General features: G+C 72.4%; 17 protein-coding genes. 3 read left to right on the forward strand and 14 right to left on the reverse strand.

Going from position 1 to position 19,696, the window contains the following annotated elements; all coding sequences use genetic code 11:
- The gene (gene dxs / locus ABD979_RS12270) at positions 1–1,866 is read right to left on the reverse strand and encodes a 1-deoxy-D-xylulose-5-phosphate synthase (protein ID WP_345507760.1); all 1,866 of its coding nucleotides are present in this window, start codon (positions 1,864–1,866) and stop codon (positions 1–3) included.
- 146 nt (positions 1,867–2,012) lie between these two features.
- Entirely contained in the window at positions 2,013–2,345 is a 333-nt protein-coding gene (locus ABD979_RS12275) for a hypothetical protein (protein WP_345507761.1), read from the reverse strand.
- 91 nt (positions 2,346–2,436) lie between these two features.
- On the opposite strand from ABD979_RS12275, the gene ABD979_RS12280 reads away from it, so the two are divergent.
- The gene (locus ABD979_RS12280; protein WP_345507762.1) at positions 2,437–3,234 is read left to right on the forward strand and encodes a VOC family protein; all 798 of its coding nucleotides are present in this window, start codon (positions 2,437–2,439) and stop codon (positions 3,232–3,234) included.
- A gap of 26 nt (positions 3,235–3,260) precedes the next feature.
- Here the strand turns inward: ABD979_RS12280 and ABD979_RS12285 are convergent, their stop codons facing one another.
- From ABD979_RS12285 to ABD979_RS12320, 8 genes are all read right to left on the reverse strand, one after another.
- The gene (locus ABD979_RS12285; protein ID WP_345507763.1) at positions 3,261–4,601 is read right to left on the reverse strand and encodes a peptidase C39 family protein; all 1,341 of its coding nucleotides are present in this window, start codon (positions 4,599–4,601) and stop codon (positions 3,261–3,263) included.
- Between the two features lie 149 nt (positions 4,602–4,750).
- Entirely contained in the window at positions 4,751–5,914 is a 1,164-nt protein-coding gene (locus ABD979_RS12290; protein WP_345507764.1) for a C39 family peptidase, read from the reverse strand.
- Between the two features lie 131 nt (positions 5,915–6,045).
- Positions 6,046–8,850 (reverse strand): aconitate hydratase AcnA, encoded by a 2,805-nt coding sequence (gene acnA / locus ABD979_RS12295; RefSeq protein ID WP_345507765.1) that lies wholly within the window; start codon positions 8,848–8,850, stop codon positions 6,046–6,048.
- A 450-nt stretch (positions 8,851–9,300) separates the two neighbouring features.
- The gene (locus tag ABD979_RS12300; RefSeq protein WP_345507766.1) at positions 9,301–9,771 is read right to left on the reverse strand and encodes a type VI secretion system tube protein Hcp; all 471 of its coding nucleotides are present in this window, start codon (positions 9,769–9,771) and stop codon (positions 9,301–9,303) included.
- Positions 9,772–9,803: 32 nt separating this feature from the next.
- On the reverse strand, positions 9,804–11,648 hold the full coding sequence (locus ABD979_RS12305) for a DUF222 domain-containing protein (protein WP_345507767.1): 1,845 nt from the start codon (positions 11,646–11,648) through the stop codon (positions 9,804–9,806).
- 70 nt (positions 11,649–11,718) lie between these two features.
- A complete protein-coding gene (locus tag ABD979_RS12310) occupies positions 11,719–12,129 on the reverse strand; it encodes an acyl-CoA thioesterase (protein ID WP_345507769.1) in 411 nt (136 codons plus the stop codon).
- A gap of 109 nt (positions 12,130–12,238) precedes the next feature.
- The gene (locus ABD979_RS12315; RefSeq protein WP_345507770.1) at positions 12,239–13,495 is read right to left on the reverse strand and encodes a class I SAM-dependent RNA methyltransferase; all 1,257 of its coding nucleotides are present in this window, start codon (positions 13,493–13,495) and stop codon (positions 12,239–12,241) included.
- Positions 13,492–15,453: an APC family permease gene (locus tag ABD979_RS12320; protein ID WP_345507913.1), complete on the reverse strand. Its 1,962-nt coding sequence runs from the start codon at positions 15,451–15,453 to the stop codon at positions 13,492–13,494. The genes ABD979_RS12315 and ABD979_RS12320 overlap by 4 nt, the downstream gene beginning before the upstream one ends.
- A 216-nt stretch (positions 15,454–15,669) precedes the next feature.
- Here ABD979_RS12320 and ABD979_RS12325 point away from each other — a divergent pair, with 216 nt between their 5' ends.
- On the forward strand, positions 15,670–16,332 hold the full coding sequence (locus ABD979_RS12325; protein WP_345507772.1) for a potassium channel family protein: 663 nt from the start codon (positions 15,670–15,672) through the stop codon (positions 16,330–16,332).
- Positions 16,333–16,358: 26 nt separating this feature from the next.
- Entirely contained in the window at positions 16,359–17,042 is a 684-nt protein-coding gene (locus ABD979_RS12330; protein WP_345507773.1) for a potassium channel family protein, read from the forward strand.
- Between the two features lie 31 nt (positions 17,043–17,073).
- Here ABD979_RS12330 and ABD979_RS12335 read toward each other — a convergent pair whose 3' ends face one another.
- The 4 genes from ABD979_RS12335 to dut form a co-directional block, all read right to left on the reverse strand.
- Positions 17,074–17,838, reverse strand: a complete 765-nt coding sequence (locus ABD979_RS12335; protein ID WP_345507774.1) for a DUF3159 domain-containing protein — start codon at positions 17,836–17,838, stop codon at positions 17,074–17,076.
- Entirely contained in the window at positions 17,831–18,223 is a 393-nt protein-coding gene (locus ABD979_RS12340; protein WP_345507775.1) for an OB-fold nucleic acid binding domain-containing protein, read from the reverse strand. The genes ABD979_RS12335 and ABD979_RS12340 overlap by 8 nt, the downstream gene beginning before the upstream one ends.
- Before the next feature lie 46 nt (positions 18,224–18,269).
- A complete protein-coding gene (locus tag ABD979_RS12345) occupies positions 18,270–19,049 on the reverse strand; it encodes a DUF3710 domain-containing protein (protein WP_345507776.1) in 780 nt (259 codons plus the stop codon).
- Positions 19,050–19,145: 96 nt separating this feature from the next.
- Entirely contained in the window at positions 19,146–19,682 is a 537-nt protein-coding gene (gene dut / locus ABD979_RS12350; RefSeq protein WP_345507777.1) for a dUTP diphosphatase, read from the reverse strand.
- Between the last annotated feature and the right edge of the window lie 14 nt (positions 19,683–19,696).

The raw sequence follows: 19,696 nt of genomic DNA on the forward strand, positions 1-19,696 counted from the left end.
TCAGAGCCTCGGCTCGAGGTCGGCGACGACCTGGTCGGCCGTCAGGCCGAGGTCCTCGAGGATCTGACCGCGCGAGGCGTGGTCGAGGAAGCGCTTCGGGATGCCGTAGGTGTGCACGGGCACGTCGAGCCCGGCCTGGCGCAGGGCCAGCGTGACGGCCGCACCGATGCCGCCGCTCACGAGGTTGTCCTCGACGACGGCGACCGCGCCGGCCCGGCGGGCCAGGTCGACCACCCCGTCGCCGACCGGGAGCACCCAGCGCGGGTCGACGACGCGGACCGTGCGCCCGTGGGCCGCGACCTTCTCGCCGGCCTCGGTGGCCAGCGCGGCGAAAGCACCGACCCCGACGACGAGCAGGTCGACGTCGTCGCCGGCGTTCTCGAAGAGCACGTCGACACCGTCGACCGTGCGCACCGCGGTGAGTGGGTCGGCGACGTCGCCCTTGGGGAAGCGGATGACGGTCGGCCCGTCGGAGACCTCGACCGCCTCGCGCAGCTGACGGCGCACCTGGTCGCCGTCGCGGGGCGCCGCGAGCCGCAGCCCGGGCACGATGCCGGCCAGCGTCATGTCCCACATGCCGTTGTGCGACGCGCCGTCGCTGCCGGTGACGCCCGCCCGGTCGAGCACGAAGGTGATGCCCGCGCGGTGCAGGGCACAGTCCATGAGCAGCTGGTCGAAGGCGCGGTTGAGGAAGGTCGCGTAGACGGCGACGACGGGGTGGAGGCCGGCATACGCGAGGCCGGAGGCCATCGTGACCGCGTGCTGCTCGGCGATGCCGACGTCGAAGACGCGGTCGGGGTAGGCGGCGGCGAAACCGTCGAGGCCGACGGGGATGAGCATGGCGGCGGTCAGGGCGACGACGTCGTCGCGGTCGCGCCCGAGCGCGACCATCTCGTCGTTGAACTCGTCGGTCCAGATGCGGCCGCCGACCTCGAAGGGCAGGCCCGTCTCCGGGTTGATCTTGCCGACGCTGTGGAACTGGTCGGCGGTGTCGTCGATCGCGGGCTGGTAGCCGCGGCCCTTCTGGGTGATGACGTGCACGATGACGGGGCCACCGAACTCCTTGGCCTGGCGCAGCGCCTTCTCCACGGCGGGCTCGTCGTGGCCGTCGACGGGCCCGAGGTACTTCAGGCCGAGGTCCTCGAACATGCCCTGCGGCGCGACGATGTCCTTGATGCCCTTCTTGACGCCGTGCAGCGTCTCGAACATCGCGCCGCCGACGACCGGCGTGCGGGCCAGCGAGCGCTTGCCCCAGTCGAGGAAGCGCTCGTAGCCGCGGGTCGTGCGCAGGGTCGCGAGGTGGTCGGCGAGCCCACCGATCGTCGGGGCGTAGGACCGCTCGTTGTCGTTGACGACGATGACGAGCGGGAGCGTCTTGTCGACGGCGATGTTGTTGATCGCCTCCCACGCCATGCCGCCGGTCAGCGCGCCGTCGCCGATGACGGCGACCGTGTGGCGGCCCTGGTCGCCGCGCAGCCTCCGGCCCTTGGCGATGCCGTCGGCCCACGACAGCGACGTCGAGGCGTGCGAGTTCTCGACCACGTCGTGCTCGGACTCAGCGCGGCTCGGGTAGCCCGAGAGCCCACCGCGCTTCTTCAGCTGGGTGAAGTCGTGGCGGCCGGTGAGCAGCTTGTGCACGTAGGACTGGTGGCCGGTGTCGAAGACGATCGCGTCGCGCGGCGAGTCGAAGACGCGGTGCAGCGCGATGGTCAGCTCGACGACGCCGAGGTTGGGCCCGAGGTGGCCGCCGGTCTTGGACACCTCGTCGACGAGGAAGGTGCGGATCTCCTCGGCGAGGGCCGGCAGCTGGGTCGCCGGCAGCGCCTTGAGCGCCGCCGGGCTCGTGATGGTCTCCAGCAGGGCCACGCTGCCTCGTCCTCTCGGTGGTGGGTCGTGCGCCCACGCGTGCGTGGGTCGATCGAGTCTACGGGTCAACGTCCGGCGCCTCCCAATGGTGCGCGCCGGGGCTGTCGACCCCGTCACACGATCCTCACCGGCCCTGCCGCACCGCGTCACAGACGGGGCGCGAAGACCTTGCCCTGCAGGGCCTCGTGGAGCAGGCGGGTGGAGCGCGAGGCCGCGAGGAGGCGGATGCCCTCGGCCTCGATCTGCCCGAGGATCTCGGTCAGGGCGTCGGCGGGCACGTGCGGCCCGATCGCCACGCGGGCCTCGCGCCACGCGTCACGCATGGCGACGACCTGGCCGTCGAGGTGCCGGCCGGTCAGCCAGGCGAGCGCGATCGGGTGACGCCGCCACCCGGCATACGCCCGGTAGTCGGGCGGGCACTGGTCGAGCAGCCACAGCACGGCCCGCTCCTCCCACCCGGGGGTGTGCGCCGGGGGCACGCCCGGAGGCCACCCGGGCGGGGTGTGCCCTCGTGACCCGGAAGACGTCGGACTGCGCATGCTCCCAGTCTGCCTCGCCTACGCTCGGGGCATGACGACGGTCGGCTGGGTCACGGCCTTCATCGACCTGCCGCCCGGCGTGCACGAGGCGGGCACCCGCTTCTGGTCGGCGGTGACGGCGTATGCCGTGTCACCCGCCCGCGGCGACGAGGGCGAGTTCACCACGCTCCTGCCGCCCGCCGGAGACCCCTACCTCAAGCTCCAGCGCACCGGTGGCGGTGACGGCGGCGAGGGTCGCGGTCATGGTGGCGGCGGCGCCGGTCCCGGCACCCACCTCGACCTCCACGTCGCGTCGCCGACCGAGGCGGCCGCTCGTGCCGAGGCGCTGGGGGCGGTGGTCGTCCACCGGTCCGAGCACGGGTACGTCGTGCTGCGCTCCCCCGGCGGCTTCGTCCTCTGCCTCGTCCACGAGCCCTTGCGCGCACGGCCGTCGCCCACCCGGTGGCCGCACGAGCACGAGAGCATCGTCGACCAGCTCTGCCTCGACATCCCCTCGGGCGCCTACGAGGTCGAGTGCGCGTTCTGGGCGGAGCTGACGCGGTGGGAGGTGCGCCGGTCGGTGGGGCGTCCCGAGTTCCGGCACCTCGTGCGCCCGGACGGCATCCCGCTGCGGCTGCTCCTCCAGCGACTCGACGAGTCGGCGTCCGGGCGGGTGACGGGGCACCTCGACCTCGCGAGCGACGACCGCCCGACCGAGGTCGCGCGGCACCGCGCGCTCGGCGCGACGGTGGTCGGCGACCACGGGGGCGGCTGGACCACGCTGCTCGACCCCGCGGGCGGCCTCTACTGCGTCACCGACCGAGACCCGCGGACGGGCCTCGGTCGCTGACGCGTCCCGTCGCACGTCCCGTCAGGTCACCAGTTGCGCTCGTGGCGCGGGGCGTGCGGCAGCCGGTGGCGCTCGGGGTGGATGACGTAGACGATCCCGCCGCTGTGCGGCACCCACACGTTCTCGAACTGCTCCCGGTCGTAGACGACGCGGACCTCGCGGTTGTCGCGGACGAGGTGCGAGGCCGGGTCGTTGCACACGACGTCGCCCTCCCGGGTGAAGCCGACGACGACCATGAGGTGGCCGTTCGTGCCGTAGCCGGCGCCGTCAAGCTCGCCCTTCTCGAAGGAGACCGACGTGACGAGCGGGATGCCGGCGGCGATGAAGTCCTCGGCCTCGGTGAGCGATCGCAGCCGGGTCACGAAGCCGCGCATGCGGGGTCGGGTGGCGGCGTACGCGGCGTTGAAGGGCCAGTTGCCGGCGCCGTCGTAGGTGTAGTCGAAGACGTTGCGCGCCGCGAAGTCGACCTGCGGGTCGCGCTCGTCGGGGCGCGCCTGCGTCACCCACGCCGTCTCGTCGCGGCGCGGCCCGGCGCCCCAGTAGGCGAGCACCATCGAGGTCGACGTCGGCGAGCACCACGCCTCACCGCCGTTGTCCCACTCCGGGAAGTGCCCGATGTGGGTCTCCTGCGAGAAGGTCGGCACGTCGAGCACCCGTCCGCGGGCACGACCCTGCGGGCTGCGCGGCACGCGCTCGGTGTCGGGCAGCGCCGAGGCCATGGCGCCGACCGACCGCAGGCGTGGCGTCTCGTGGGTGCCGACGGGACGCATCAGCCGCACGACGAGCTGCCACTCGTCGAGCACGTGACCGGTGCGGGTGGCCAGGGTGTCGGTGTAGACGGTCGCGACCGTGTCGCCCTGCCCGTTGACCGACGTGCGGTGGATGCCGCCGCCCTGCTCGGGGTCGTAGCGGCACCAGCGCCCCAGCACGTACTCCTTGGTGGACGTGCCGCCACTGCGGCCACGGACCGTGACCTCGATCCACGAGCGGCCGGGGGTGTCGGCGTTCCACGACGACACGAGCTCGGTGAGGCCGAAGCCGGGACGCACGACGGGCGAGACCCAGGTCGCGACCTCGTAGGAGCGCACCGTCGCCGAGGGGTCGTGCGGGTCGACGTAGTCGCGCTTCTCGCAGAACCGGCCGACGCGCAGCTCGCGCCCGCTCCACTCGCGGAACGCGATGTGCCGGTCGCTCGGGTGGGCCCCGTCGTCGGGACGGGACGGGTGGCGCGTGTCGGGAGCCGTCGGGGTGCCCGTGGCGTGGGCGGAGCCGGCGGTCACCAGGCCGACGAGCGCGGCGCCGGCGGTGGAGCCGAGGACCGTTCGCCGGCTCGGCGGGACGAGGGCGGGGGTGGGCTGACGCGACATGACGCACCTTCCGGGCAGGGCTGCGGGGCTGTGGAGCGCCGTCAGTCAACACCCGCCGCACCGTCCTGCGGGGGGTTCGCGTGCAAAATTCTCGCGATGCGAGCAGCAAACGCAGGAAATTTACGTCGTCTTGACCGGACCGGCCGGACTCACGCCCAGTTGGCCTCGGCGGGCGCGGGCGGCAGCGCCACGTCGTGCGGGTGCACGACGTAGGCCAGGCCACCCGTGTCGCCGAGCCAGACCCGCTCGAACTGGTCGCGGCGGAAGACCGAGCGCACCTGCTCGTTGCTCGCGGTCCGGTGCGAGTTCGGGTCGTTGGAGATGACGTCGCCGTCGGCCGTGAAGCCGACGATCGTCAGCAGGTGCCCGTCGGTCTCGTAGCCGGCGCCGTCGAGCTCGTCCTCCGTGAAGGTCACCGAGACGATGAGCGGCACCCCGGCAGCGACGAACGCCTCCGCCTCGGTGAGGTCGCGCAGGCGGGTGACGTAGGCGCGCAACCCGCGCGCCCCGGCATACGCGGTGTTGAAGGCCCAGTTGCCGGCGCCCTCGTAGCGGTGGTCGAAGACGCGGCGGACGCCGTGCACGACCTGCGGGTCGGTGTCGTGGCCCACCCAGGCGTGCTCCTCGGGGCACGGGCCGCGGTCCCAGTGCTCGAGGATCATCGTCATCGACGTCGGGGAGCACCAGGACTGACCACCGCCGTTCCACTGCGGGAACGTGTCGATGTGCAGCCGCTGCGAGTAGGCCGGCACGGCGATCTCGGTGCCGTATGCCGCCGCCGCGTCGCCGCTCGAGCGTGGGCTCGTCGGCTCGGCCGGGTCGATCTCGAAGCGGGACGCCGACCCCGCCACGAGCGAGAGCTCGGGCTGCTCCGTTGCACCGGCCGCCGTGAGGGCCGTGACCCGCACCTGCCACCGGTCGAAGGCGCGCCCGTCGGCGGCGCGCCACGTGTCCGTCGACACCCGGCCGGCGTCGAAGCGCTGGTCGTCGACGGTGGTCCGCGTGATCGGGGCGTCACCCTCGGGGTCGTCCTCCGCCCAGTGCGCGAGCACGAACCACGGGGTCCACCCGGAGTCGTCGGCGACCCGACCTTCGATGCACAGCCAGGTGCCGGCCGGGGTGCGGGCGTTCCACGACGGGATGAGTTCGGTTGCGGCGAAAGGCACTTCGACCACGGGTGAGGTCCACGACCGCGCGGCGTAGGTGCGCTCGGGTGCGCCGTCGACGTGCGCATCGGCGTGGCGGACGTCCCGACCGGGCGTCCACTCGAATCCGGACTCCCACACCGACAGGCTCGCGCGTCGCTCACTCACGCGTCGAGCATGCCACTGATGCGCGGACGCCGACCGGCCGGGTCCCCCGGGCTGCTCGGGCCCCGCAGACGCCGACGGGCCCCGCACACCGCGCGAGGCGGCATACGGGACCCGTGGGGTGCTGACCGGCGTCAGCCGGTGACGAGCGACCGCAGGACGTACTGCAGGATGCCGCCGTTGCGGTAGTAGTCCGCCTCGCCGGGGGTGTCGATGCGCACGACGGCGTCGAACTCGACCGTCTCGCCCGACTGCTTGGTCGCGACGACCTTGACCGTCTTCGGCGTCGTGCCCTCGTTGAGCGCGGTGATGCCGGTGATGGAGAAGGTCTCGGTGCCGTCGAGGCCGAGCGAGTCGGCGTTCTGGCCCGCGGGGTACTGCAGCGGGATGACGCCCATGCCGATGAGGTTGGAGCGGTGGATGCGCTCGTAGCTCTCGGCGACGACCGCCTTGACGCCGAGCAGGCTCGTGCCCTTGGCCGCCCAGTCGCGCGATGAACCGGAGCCGTACTCCTTGCCCGACAGGATGACGAGCGGGATGCCGGCCGCCGCGTAGCTCTGCGCCGCGTCGTAGATCGTGCTCTGCTCGCCGTCCCGGGTGAAGTCGCGCGTGAAGCCGCCCTCGACGCCGTCGAGGAGCAGGTTCTTCAGGCGGATGTTGGCGAACGTGCCGCGGATCATGATCTCGTGGTTGCCGCGACGCGAGCCGTAGGAGTTGAAGTCCTTGCGCGCGACGCCGTGCTCGGCGAGGTAGCGGCCCGCCGGGCTGTCGTTCTTGATGGCACCGGCCGGGCTGATGTGGTCGGTCGTCACCGAGTCGCCGAGCTTGGCGAGGACGCGAGCACCCTCGATGTCGGCGACCGGGGTCGTCTCCATCGACATGCCGTCGAAGTACGGGGGCTTGCGCACGTAGGTCGACTCGCCGTCCCACGCGAAGGTGTCGCCCTCGGGGGTCGGCAGCGACTGCCAGCGCTCGTCACCGGCGAAGACGTCGGCGTAGTCCTCGGTGAACATCTCCTGGCTGATCGAGGCCGCGATGGTCCGCTCGACGTCGGCGGGCGCCGGCCAGATGTCCTTGAGGAAGACGTCGTTGCCGTCGGTGTCCTGGCCCAGCGGCTCCGTCTCGAAGTCGAAGTCCATGGTGCCGGCGAGGGCGTAGGCGATGACGAGCGGCGGGCTCGCGAGGTAGTTCATCTTGACGTCGGGGTTGATGCGACCCTCGAAGTTGCGGTTGCCGGAGAGCACCGAGGTGACGGCGAGGTCGTTGTCGTTGATCGCCTGCGAGATCTCCTCGTTGAGGGGGCCCGAGTTGCCGATGCACGTCGTGCAGCCGTAGCCGACGAGGTGGAAGCCGAGCTTCTCGAGGTAGGGCCACATGCCGGCCTTGTCGTAGTAGCCGGTCACGACCTTCGAGCCCGGCGCCATCGACGTCTTGACCCAGGGGGCGACCGACAGGCCCTTCTCCACCGCGCTCTTGGCGAGCATGGCGGCGGCCATCATGACCGACGGGTTCGAGGTGTTGGTGCAGCTCGTGATCGAGGCGATCGAGACGATGCCGTGGTCGATCTCGAACTCGCGGCCCTCGGCGTCGGTGACCGACACCTTCTTGGAGGGACGACCGTTGCCGTCGCCCTCGTCGGCGGGCTTCGAGCCGCCGTTCGTGCCCTCGACGGTGCCCTGGGGCGTGGGGTCGCTCGCCGGGAAGGACGAGGCGGCGCCCGCGTCACCCTCGTCGTGCGCGACGTAGGTGGGCAGCACCTTGCGGAAGGCCTCCTTGGCGTCGGTCAGCGCGATGCGGTCCTGGGGGCGCTTGGGGCCGGCGATCGACGGGACGACCGTCGAGAGGTCGAGCTCGAGGTACTCGCTGTAGCGGGCCTCGGGCTGGTCGGGACCGGCCTGGAGCCACATCCCCTGCTCCTTGGCGTAGGCCTCGACGAGGGCGACGCTCTCGTCGGACCGGCCGGTCAGGCGCAGGTAGTCGAGGGTGACGTCGTCGATCGGGAAGATGGCGCAGGTGGAGCCGAACTCCGGGCTCATGTTGCCGATCGTCGCGCGGTTGGCGAGCGGCACCTGCGAGACGCCCTCGCCGTAGAACTCGACGAACTTGCCGACGACGCCGTGCTTGCGCAGCATCTCGGTGATCGTGAGCACGACGTCGGTGGCGGTCGCGGCGACGGGGATCGAGCCCTTGAGCTTGAAGCCGACGACGCGCGGGATGAGCATCGAGACCGGCTGGCCGAGCATGGCCGCCTCGGCCTCGATGCCGCCGACGCCCCAGCCGAGCACACCGAGGCCGTTGACCATCGTGGTGTGCGAGTCGGTGCCGACGCAGGTGTCGGGGTAGGCCACGCGCTCGCCGTCGATCTCGCGGACCATGACGGTGCGGGCGAGGTGCTCGATGTTGACCTGGTGGACGATGCCGGTGCCCGGGGGCACGACCTTGAAGTCGTCGAAGGCCGTCTGGCCCCAGCGCAGGAACTGGTAGCGCTCCTTGTTGCGCTGGTACTCGATCTCGACGTTGCGCTCGAAGGCGTCGGCGCGGCCGAAGACGTCGATGATGACCGAGTGGTCGATGACGAGCTCGGCCGGCGCGAGCGGGTTGATCTTCGCGGCGTCGCCACCGAGGTCGGCGACGGCCTCACGCATCGTGGCGAGGTCGACGACACAGGGCACGCCGGTGAAGTCCTGCATGATGACGCGGGCGGGCGTGAACTGGATCTCGGTGTCGGGCTCGGCGGTCTCGTCCCACGCGCCGACGGCCCGGATGTGGTCGGCCGTGATGTTGGCGCCGTCCTCGGTGCGCAGCAGGTTCTCGAGGAGGACCTTGAGGCTGTAGGGCAGCGTCTGCTGCCCCTCGACCTGGGCCAGGCGGTAGATCTCGTAGGACTGGCCTTCGACCTCGAGGGTCCCCTTGGCCTTGAAGCTGTCAACACTGCCCACGACGGGCTCCTTCCAGCAGCGAATGGTGGATCGCGGTGCTCAATTTATCTTGACGTCAAGATATATCTAACCACACGCACCGCCTCTTGTCAGTCCACCCCTACCCGCCCATCCTTGCGGGCTCCCAAGCCCGTGTCTGCCCCGGCGGCGCGCGGATCCGTCGACGCGGGACGTCGCGCCGACCACACCAGCCCGGCCACCGGCTCCCCCGCCTCGAGACGCAGGTGGACCCGTCGAAGGACCACGTCGTGCAGGCCGGCGGCGCATGAGGTCGAGGGCGTCCTCGTGCCGGCGCTCGGCGGTGAGCGTGTGGAACGCCGTCGCGAGGTTGGCCCACGTCGGCGGGTCCTCCTCGTGCGCCTCGAGGCTGCTCCGGTCGGCCTGCACCGCCTCAGCGGGTCGCCCGGACTCGAGCCTGGCGAGCGCCGAGACCGGTCTCGGCACCGGCCATCAGCCCATCTTGTTCGACCGGACGTCCCATGTGAACCGCGACGTGCGGCCCGTGGGTCCGCCGCCGTGCCCCGGCTCGGCGTAGTCGATGCTGATCCACGAGGGCTGCAGGCTGACCTGTTCGTTGAGCTCGTCCTCGTCGCCCGAGACCAGCACCTCGGTGACGACGAGGTCCTTCATCGTCACCGTCACGAAGCCCTCGTCGGCACCCGGTCGGGCGACGGTGAGGATCGCCTCCTTGAGGTGCTTGCCGGACGCGGCGCTGGCCGCGAGCAGGGGCGAGGCGAGGTCGTAGCGGTGGATGATCTGGAACTCGTGCGCGCGGGCCTTGCCGGCTCCCGCTCCGCCGCCCGTGGGTGCGCTCGTGGTCGCGGTGATGCCCCAGTCCCACGAGAGGACCTCGACGGCGCCCTGGTGCTCCTTGCTCTGGCTGCCGCCCTCGATGCCGTCGAACTTCATGAACGCATCCATGTCGCCTCCACGTCGTGCGGACCCTTTCGACGCTAGCACCGGGCGAGAGGGCCCACCTGGCTTTCGAGCGGTGGCGCCGCCGCCCACGGAAAGGCGGACTCACGGACTCCCGGGCTCGTCGACTGCGCGGCTCCACGACTACCCCGGCCGACGACTCCCCCGGCCCACGACTCCCCCGACCAACGACTTCCCCGGAACATCGACCTTGGGCTCACGCAGCATCCAGCCGGACGTCGGCCGGGTGCGTGACGTACGTGCGTCCGGTCGGCGAGGTCCAGGTGCAGTCCCCCGTGGGCGACAGGGCGAGCGTCCAGCCGGCGTGGTGCTTGAAGCCGTGGTGCGTGCGGCAGAGGCTCAGCAGGTCGCGGTCCCGCACCCGCCCTGGCCAGCGCCGCGTTGGGTCGGTACCGGCTGGGCTCACGGGCCGACGTCACGCCGGTCCTGGCGTCCGCGCGTGACAGACGGAGCACGACGTCGGGGTCGGTGAGCACCGCGACGAGCGCCTCGGTGAGGATCCATCCGCCCCGCGGATCCCGAACCCCCAGCTCGGGCGGGCGCCACCGGCCGAGGTGCAGGCCGTGTTCGGCCAGCATCCGGGCCGCGAGCTGCTCCCACCCACGCCGACGCGACTCGTGCTCATGGAGCATGAGGACGTGCGCGAGCGTGTCGGCCGGCAGCGGTGGTGGTGGCTCGCCGTCGACGAGGCCGGCCGGGCCGAACAGCTCGGATGCGAGCGCCTGCTCGCTCGCGAAGGGCGCGCCCGCCACGTGCTCGAGCCCGTGCCCGGTCAACCACGACGACGCGCTCTCCGCGATCCTCGATGCAGTGCGCTCCGAGCGCCGGAAGGCCTCTGGAAGCGTCACGCGGTCGACGTCCGGGTCTGCCGGACCCGGGGCGACCTCCGGACTCGCGACGACGCCGGCACCCGAGGTGACTCCGTCGTCGGCAGCCGAGCCCGGAGCGGACGAAGCGCCGGCGTCCCCGACGAAAGCCGGCAGGATCAGCTCCACGGTCGTCGTGACGCCGGCCCGGCCCAGGAGCAGGTCGACGAGCGCGTCGGCCCGCGCCTGGTCGATGGTGAGACCTGGATCGGCCCGGACGTACTCGTGCGCGATCTCGTCGACGGCCGCCCACGCCTGCGCCGACTGCATCGAGGGCAGGGACGCCCTCCACCAGGCAATGCCGGGGTCGGTGCCGGGCTCCACCCGGACGAACCGGTCGCGCAGGCCGAGCTGGGCCCGTCGCTCCATGGCCGCCGGGTCGACGGCGAGCGCCGCGCGCTCGCAGACCCGCCGCAACCAGTGGGGCGTCAGCGAGGTCACGTCGGGATCGCACGTGACCGCGGCGTCGAAGATCGTACGGGCCGGGACCGCCACGAGCTGCGCGTGGTCGACGACGACGTCGGCCTGGCGTCGGTCGAGCTGCCCCTCGAGCGCCAGCGCCACCGTGCGCGGCAGGTCGTCGGCGAGGCACAGCGCCCGCACGACGTGAGCCTCGCAGGCACGGGGAGTGGCACGAAGCAGCGGCGCGACGCTCGAGGCGACGAGCTTGACCGAGGACGGCCGATACTCGCTGCCGTCTCCCCCGTCGTCGGCGAGGTCGGAGCAGTCGATCTCCTCACCCCGGACCAGGGCCGCCAGCGCCAGCTCCTGCAGCGCGTCGAGCGCGTTGACCGCGCGCTGCGTCACGACCAGGACGGCCTCGGCGCAGGATTGGTCGAGCGTGCGCACGGCCTCCGGCACGATCCGCGCCACGACGGCCGCTTGTGCCGTCAGCGGCAGGGCGTCGAACACGGCTGCCGGGATCCCCGTCAGCACCTCGAGCGCGGCCCCCGGCGAGACCTCGCGGGTCGCCTCCGATGCTGACGTCCTTGCCATGTTCGAACACTAGTACGAACCACCGACAGACCACGGCCGTCGTCCACAGCCCTCGGCCGAGGACGTCGCCTCAGGCGCGCGCGCCCTCGAGCGCCTCGCGGAAGTCCGCGTCGAGCGGCGCCTTCGCTGCCGCCACCGTGTCGAACCACACGTAGGTGATGACGCAGGTGGCGGCGAGCAACGGCACCTCACCCCGCCGCCAGATCTCGTGGCGCAGCGTGAACGACGAGGACCCGATGCGCTCGACGACGACCCGGATGTCGGCGTGGTCGAGCGGCTTGAGGCTCGCCGTCCAGTCGATCTCGGCGTGCCGCACGAGCGCCAGCCGGTCGGACTCCGCGAACCGGTAGGGGCCGTAGCCGAGGTCGTCGAGGAAGGCCATCTTCGCGTCCTCGCACCACGTCAGGTAGTGCGAGTTGAAGACGACTCCGGCGAGGTCGATCTCGGAGAACTTCACGGCGACCGGGTAGCTGAACGTCACGCACCCATCGTCCCGTGCCTCGCCCCGGTGCTCGCACGCGGGGCCCCTGCCGACCCCCGACGACGACGCCGGCCCGACGTGGCCCCCGCCCTCAGCACGTCGCGTCCGCTCAGCTCGAGCGCTCGAGCACGGCGATGCACTCGACGTGGTGGGTCATCGGGAAGGCATCCCAGGCCTCGAGGGAGGTGAGCGCGTAGCCCTGCTCCCCCGCCGCCCGCACGTCGCGCGCGAGCGCCGCCGGGTCGCACGCGACGTAGACGACGCGGCGCGGACCGAGCTCGCCGACGAGGGCCATGACCCCCTTGCCGGCTCCGGTGCGGGGCGGGTCGAGCACCACGAGGTCGGCCGTGACGCCTTGAGACACGAGCGAGCGCAGCTCTCGGTCGACCCGGTTCGCGCGCCACTCGACGTTCTTGAGGTGCTCGGTGTTGCGCTCGCCGTTCTCGACGGCGCGGCGGTCACCCTCGACGCCGAGCACGAAGCCGTCGGGTGCCACGAGCTCGCCGAGGCGCATCGTGAAGAGGCCGGCACCGGCGAAGAGGTCGACGACCCGGTCACCCGGCCCGGCCCCGAGCAGCGCCACGACCCGCGTGAGGAACGTCGTGGCCGCGCCCGGGTGCACCTGCCAGAAACCCCGGGCCCCGACGACGTACTCACCCTCCCAGTCACCGTCGCGCGCGAGCTCGCCGACCAGGCCGCCGCTGCCGTCCGACCCCTCGGCCGGTGGGAGCGGCACGAGCACCGGCTCGTCCGGGTGCGCCGCGTCGATGACGTCGACCGACTCGACGTCGGGCCACTCGGTGTCGAGCACGCCGCTGTCGATGACGCCGGGCGTCGCGATGAGGCAGTCCTCGACGGGCACGACCTCGCGCGACCGGTGCCGGCGCAGGCCGGCCCGACCGGCCTCGTCGACCGCGAACTCGACGCGGGTGCGCCACCGCAGACCGTCGGCGTCACCGGGCACGGGCTGCACCTCGACCTCGACGTCGAGGCCGGCCACCCGGGCGAACTGCTCGCGCACGACCGCGCCCTTGAGCGCGCGCTGCGTGTCGGGCGAGGCGTGCTGGAAGTCGCAGCCGCCGCAGAGGCCGGGGCCGGCATACGGGCACGGCGCGGGCACCCGACCGGGGGCGGCCTCGAGCACCTCGACGGCGTCGGCGCGCACGAAGGAGTCGCCGACGCGCCCCTCGGTGACCCGGGCGACGACGCGCTCACCGGGCAGGGTGTGGCGCACGAAGACGACCTGGCCCTCGTGGCGCGCCACGCAGTGCCCGCCGTGGGCGACCGCGCCCACCTCGACGGTCCACTCCCTGCCGACGAGCGACTCGCCGCCGGCAGCCCGCTCACGCGGACGGCGCTCGCTCACAGCGCACCGCCGCGCACGGAGCCCGGGATCGGCGGCTCGTCGATCCAGTCGCGCTCGGCGCCCTCGGACGACTGCAGCTGCCACGGCACGCTGACGACCATGACGCCCGGCGTGAAGAGCAGCCGCGCCTTGAGCCGCAGCGCGCTCTGGTTGTGCAGGATCTGCTCCCACCACTTGCCGAGCACGTACTCCGGCAGGTAGACGGTGACGATGTCGCGCGGGTTGCCGCTGCGGATCGAGCGCACGTAGTCGAGGATCGGCTTGGTGATCTGCCGGTAGGGCGAGCTCAGCACCTTGAGCGGCACCGGGATGTCGCGGCGGTCCCACTCGTCGAGCAGGCCCTGGGTCTCCTCGGGGTCGACGTCGACGGTGACCGCCTCGAGGTAGGTGGGGCGGCTCGCCCGCGCGTACGACAGCGCGCGCATCGTCGGCTTGTGCACCTTGGAGATGCAGACGATGGCGTGCACGTGGCTCGGCAGCATCGGACGCTCGACGTCCCAGTCGATGGCGAGCTCGTCGCGCACGCGCGAGTAGTGCTTCTTGATGCCGAGCATGAGGACGAAGAGCACCGCCATGGCGAGGATCGCGTAGCGCGCACCCTGCTGGAACTTCGTGATGAGCACGACGAGCAGCACCGTGGCCGACATCGCGGCCCCGACCGCGTTGATGACCCGCGAGCGCTGCATCCGGGCGCGCTCCTTGGGGTTGCGCTCGAGGCGCAGGTGGCGCGTCCAGTGCCGCACCATGCCGGTCTGGCTCGTCGTGAACGAGACAAACACGCCGACGATGTAGAGCTGCAGCAGCGCGTTCACGTTGGCGCGGAAGACGACGACGAGCAGGATCGCCGCCGCAGCGAGGATGAGGATGCCGTTGGAGAAGGCGAGCCGGTCGCCGCGGGTGTGCAGCTGGCGCGGGAGGTAGCCGTCGCGCGCGAGGATCGAGCCGAGCACCGGGAAGCCGTTGAAGGCCGTGTTGGCGGCGAGGAAGAGGATGAGGCCGGTCACGATCGAGACGAAGACGACGCCGACGTGGAAGTTCGAGAAGACCGCCTCGGAGAGCTGGCCGATCGCGGTGTGCTGGACGTAGTCGTCGCCGACGGGCCGGCCGTCGCGCAGCAGCTGCGACGCGGGATCCTCGGCGATCTTGATGCCGGTCCACTGGCTCAGCGTGATGATCGAGGCGAGCATCGTGATCGAGAGCGCGCCCATGAGCAGCAGCGTCGTGGCGGCGTTGTCGCTCTTGGGCTTCTTGAAGGCCGGCACGCCGTTGCTGATCGCCTCGACGCCCGTCAGGGCGGCGCAGCCCGACGAGAAGGCGCGGAGCAGGAGGAAGCCGGCCGCGATCCCCGTGAGCTCCTCGCCGCCCTCGGGCACGAGCGTGAGCCCGGCGCTCTCGGCCGGGGCGAGCCCGCCGGTCGCCTTCTGGATGAAGCCGTAGACGCCCATCCCGATGATGGCGACCATGAAGAGGTAGACGGGCACGGCGAACGCCTTGCCCGACTCGCGCACGCCGCGCAGGTTCATCGCGGTGAGGAAGACGATGATGACGACCCCGACCAGCACCTCCTTGCCGCGCACGAAGTCGAGGACCGTCCCGGCGTTCTGGACACCCGAGCTGACCGAGACCGCCACGGTGAGCACGTAGTCCACGAGCAGCGCGCTCGCGACCGTCAGCCCCGCCTTGGGCCCGAGGTTGACGGTCGCGACCTCGTAGTCGCCGCCCCCCGAGGGGTAGGCGTGCACGTTCTGGCGGTACGACGCGACGACGACGACCATGACGAGCACGACGGCGATGGTGATCTGCCAGCTGTGCGTCATGGCGAACGCGCCGCCGGCCAGGCCGAGCATGAGCATGATCTCGTCGGGGGCGTAGGCCACCGACGACAACGCGTCGCTCGCGAAGATCGGCAGCGCGAGCCGCTTGGGCAGCAGCGTCTCACCGAGCTTGTCGCTGCGCATCGCGCGACCGAGGAGGAGGCGCTTGAACAGCGAACCGGTACCTGGCACGACGACACTGTAGAACGTTTCGGGGGCGTGCACCGACCGCCTCCCACGCGTGCGCCCACCCGCGCGCGCCGCCCGCCGAGCAGGTATGCCGTCCCGACCGTTTCGCGGTCCGGCGCGCTGGTGCGGCCCGCACCGTGGGCGGCTGCGCCACGGTGTAGCGTCGCGTCCGTGCACTTCGTCATCATGGGTTGCGGCCGCGTCGGCTCCACGCTCGCGCGCACGCTCGGGCGCGGTGGCCACGACGTCGCCATCATCGACGCCGACGCCTCCGCCTTCCGCCGCCTCGGCACGTCGTTCGACGGCCAGACGGTGACCGGCATCGGCTTCGACCGCGAGACGCTCATCGCCGCAGGCATCCGCGAGGCGTACGCCTTCGCCGCCGTGAGCAGCGGCGACAACTCGAACATCCTGGCCGCGCGCGTGGCGCGCGAGACCTTCGGCGTCGAGCACGTCGCGGCCCGCATCTACGACCCGCAGCGCGCCATGGTCTACCAGCGGCTCGGCATCCCCACCGTCGCGACGGTGCGGTGGACGGCCGACCAGATGATCCAGCGGCTGCTCCCCCAGGGCGCCGTGCCCGAGCTGACCGACCCGAGCGGCAAGATCGTCATCGCCGAGGTGCCGATGGCCGAGGCCTGGGTGGGCCACCCCTTCACCGTCGTCGAGGAGCAGACCGGCGCCCGCGTCGCCTACGTCACCCGGCTCGGCGAGGGCACGCTGCCCCGGCCCGACATGGTCGTGCAGCAGGGCGACCTCGTGCACCTGACCGTGCCGCGCGACGACCTCGCGCGCGTCGAGCGCCTCTGCGACCAGCCGCCCGCGGCCCACTGACCCGGTACGAGGAAGAAGAACACCGCATGCGCGTCGTCATCGCCGGAGCCGGGAGCGTCGGACGCTCCATCGCCCGTGAGCTGCTCGGCAACGGTCACCAGGTGCTGCTCATCGACAAGGACGCCGACGACGTGCAGGCCTCGCGCGTGCCCGAGGCGTCGTGGCTGCTCGCCGACGCCTGCGAGCTCGCCGCGCTCGAGGAGGCCCGGCTCGAGGAGTCGGACGTCTGCGTGGCCGCCACCGGTGACGACAAGGCCAACCTCGTGCTCTCGCTCCTCGCCAAGACGGAGTTCGGCGTGCCCCGCACGGTCGCGCGCGTCAACAACCCCAAGAACGAGTGGATGTTCGACGAGTCGTGGGGCGTCGACGTCGCGGTGTCGACCCCGCGACTCATGACGGCCCTCATCGAGGAGGCCGTCAGCATCGGCGACCTCGTGCGGATCTTCGAGTTCCAGCAGGGCCGCGCCTCGATGGTCGAGATCACGCTGCCCGAGGGCAGCCCCTTCGCGGGCCGCCGCGTGGGCGACGTCGACTGGCCGGTCGACACGGTGCTCGTCGCGATCATCCGCGAGGAGCGCCCGCTCGCCCCGACGCCCGACGACGCGATCGAGGCCGGCGACGAGCTGCTCTTCATCACGACGACGGAGCAGGAGGACCGCCTCCAGGACCTCGTCGCCCCGGGCGAGCGCCACCGCGCCGAGGCGAACTGACCGAACCGCCCGAGCGCGGCCGCCGATGGCGTCAGGCCACGCGGCCGGGGTCGATCGGGGTGCGACCGCGCACGAGGATCGCGCCCATCGCGGTCACCGCCAGCAGGTAGGCCGGCCAGCCGAGCACGATCTTGGCGACGCCGAGCGCGGCGACCTGCTCGGCGAGGTAGAGCGGCACCATGATCGCGAGGCGCACGACGTTGAGCGCGACGAGCACCCACGCGAGCCGGGCCGCGACCGTGATGATCCCCGGGTGGCGCCGCCACCACGTGGGGTCGGCCGCGAACGCCTCGGGCTCGGCCACGCCGACGATGAAGCCGAAGAGCGGCCACCGCGTGAGGTTCGTGACGACGAGCAGCACGAGCAGGCCGGCGTTCTGGAGCATGCCGGGCAGGAAGGCGTCCTCCGCCTTGCCCGAGCGCAGCGCGAAGAAGGCCGAGATGCCGATCCCCACGGCGGCGTACACGATGAAGCGGGGGTCCTGGCGCTGCACGAGGCGCAGCACGAGCAGGAGCCCCACGCAGGCGCCGGCGACGACGAGCGCGGTGCGGAGGTCCTGGGTGCGTGACCACGCGACGGTGAAGGCGAGGACCGGCACGGCCGACTCGGCCGCGCCGCGCCAGCCGCCGATGGCCTCGGACAGCTTGTCGCGCAGCAGCTCCTCGACGGTGTCGTAGCGGCGCAGGTCGGCCTCGGAGCGCGCGACGCCGTCGCCCGACTCACGCGCGATACCGTCGCCCGGCTCGCGCGAGTCGGCCGCCCCGGGCACCACGGCGCCGCCGTCCGCCTCAGGCATGCGGCTGCCCCGCGCGGCCGACGATCTCGTAGGCCGGGTTGAACATCGTGGCGACCTTCCGTCGGGTCGTGATGCGGCCGGTGGCCTGCACCTTGATGCCGGGCACGATGCCGGCGATGCGGCGGCGACCCAGCCAGACGAGGTGGAGCGACTCGGTGCCGTCCCACACCTCGACGTCGAGCGCCGGGGTCTCCTCGCGCGGGCGCAGCGTCACCGAGCGCACCTCGCCGCAGACGGTGACGCGGGTGCGCAGCGGCGCCGCCGCGATGTGGATGACGCCGAGGTCGCTCGACTCGCGGGCCAGCTGGGCCGCCTCGATCTCGTGCGACGTGCGCGTCAGGCGCTCGCTCAGCCGGCGCAGCGCGCCGGGCTTGCCCGCGCTCACGCGGACGTCCCGGGGTCACCCGGGGCCAGGCGGCCCACGCCCTCCATCAGCGGACCTCGGTGATCTCGGGTCCGCGTTCGAAGGGGTTGAGGTCACCCTCGGTCGGAGCACCCGGCTCCTCGCCCTGGGCCTGCTCGGCACCCTCGGCGTCGGGCAGGCGCAGCGGCAGCAGCTCGCGCGGCGGCATGGCCTCGCCGCCCCGGTCGACCACGGCGGTGCGGATGAGGTCGTGCACGGCTGCCGCGGCCTCCGGCTCGATGGCGGCGCGGCCCGAGACGACGGCGCGGAGGAACCAGCGCGGTCCGTCGACGCCGACGAACCGGGCCGGCATGAAGACGGTGCGGCCGTCGGGGCCGGTCTGCGGCATCCGGGTCAGCAGCTCCTCGCCGAAGTCCCCGGTCAGCACCTCGGCGGTGCCTCCCGCCCCGACGATGCTGTCGGCGATCTCGTTGCGGATGTCGATCCAGACGCCCTCGGTGCGCGGCGCGGCGAACGCCTGCAGCTGCACGGCGGACTCGCCGATCACGGCGGTGACCCCCGTGATCTGCTGCTCCTGCTCGTTGATCTCCAGCCGCAGCTCCATGCCCTGCTGGCCGCGCAGCCAGATGGAGCCGAGGTTGAGGTAGTCGCTGTCGTCCTCGACGGCGGCGCGGTCGAAGGGACCGTCGGTGCCGGCACCGGGCACGGAGGCCACGCGGTCCGCGTCGTCGGCGGCGCCGGTCGCATCGGCCTCGGGGTCGTGCTCGTCACGGTCGAGGTCGTCGTTCACGTCCACGCCGTCGGCGTCCGGGCGGTCCTTCGACTTGCCTCGGCTGAAGAGTCCCACGTCATTCCGTCCTTTGAGTCCTGCGTCCCGCGTGGCGCGATGCCGCCCGGGGTCGTCGCGGCGCTGACGCAGCGCCCGGCGAACCGTATCCGATGATCAGGCCCCGGCGGGTGAGTCCCCCGCGATCGGCGAGGCGGCGCCCTCGGGTCCGGGCCCACCGAACCCTCCGGTGGATCCGTGTCCAGTGTCCCCCCGACTGGTCGCGTCAAGCGAATCCACCTCGAGGAAGGCCACCTGCTCGACGCGCTGCACGACGAGCTGGGCGATGCGGTCGCCCCGGTGCACGGTGAACGGCTCGCGGGGGTCGAGGTTGACGAGGTTGACGAGGATCTCGCCCCGGTAGCCCTCGTCGACGGTGCCGGGGGCGTTGACGATCGAGATGCCGTGGCGCGCGGCCAGGCCCGAGCGGGGGTGCACGAAGCCGGCGTGCCCCGGCGGCAGGGCGATGGCCAGGCCGGTCGGCACGAGGGCCCGCTCCCCCGGGGCGATCGTGACCTCGGTGCTCGAGCACAGGTCGGCCCCGGCGTCGCCGGGGTGCGCGTAGCCCGGCAGCGGCAGGTCCGGGTCGAGCCGGCGCACCCGCACGACGGCGTCGCCCGCGAGACGGTCCGGGACAGCACAAGGGTCGGTCACGAGGACCGACCCTA

It is taken from the genome of Terrabacter aeriphilus (genome assembly GCF_039542985.1).
Lineage (GTDB): Bacteria > Actinomycetota > Actinomycetes > Actinomycetales > Dermatophilaceae > Terrabacter > Terrabacter aeriphilus.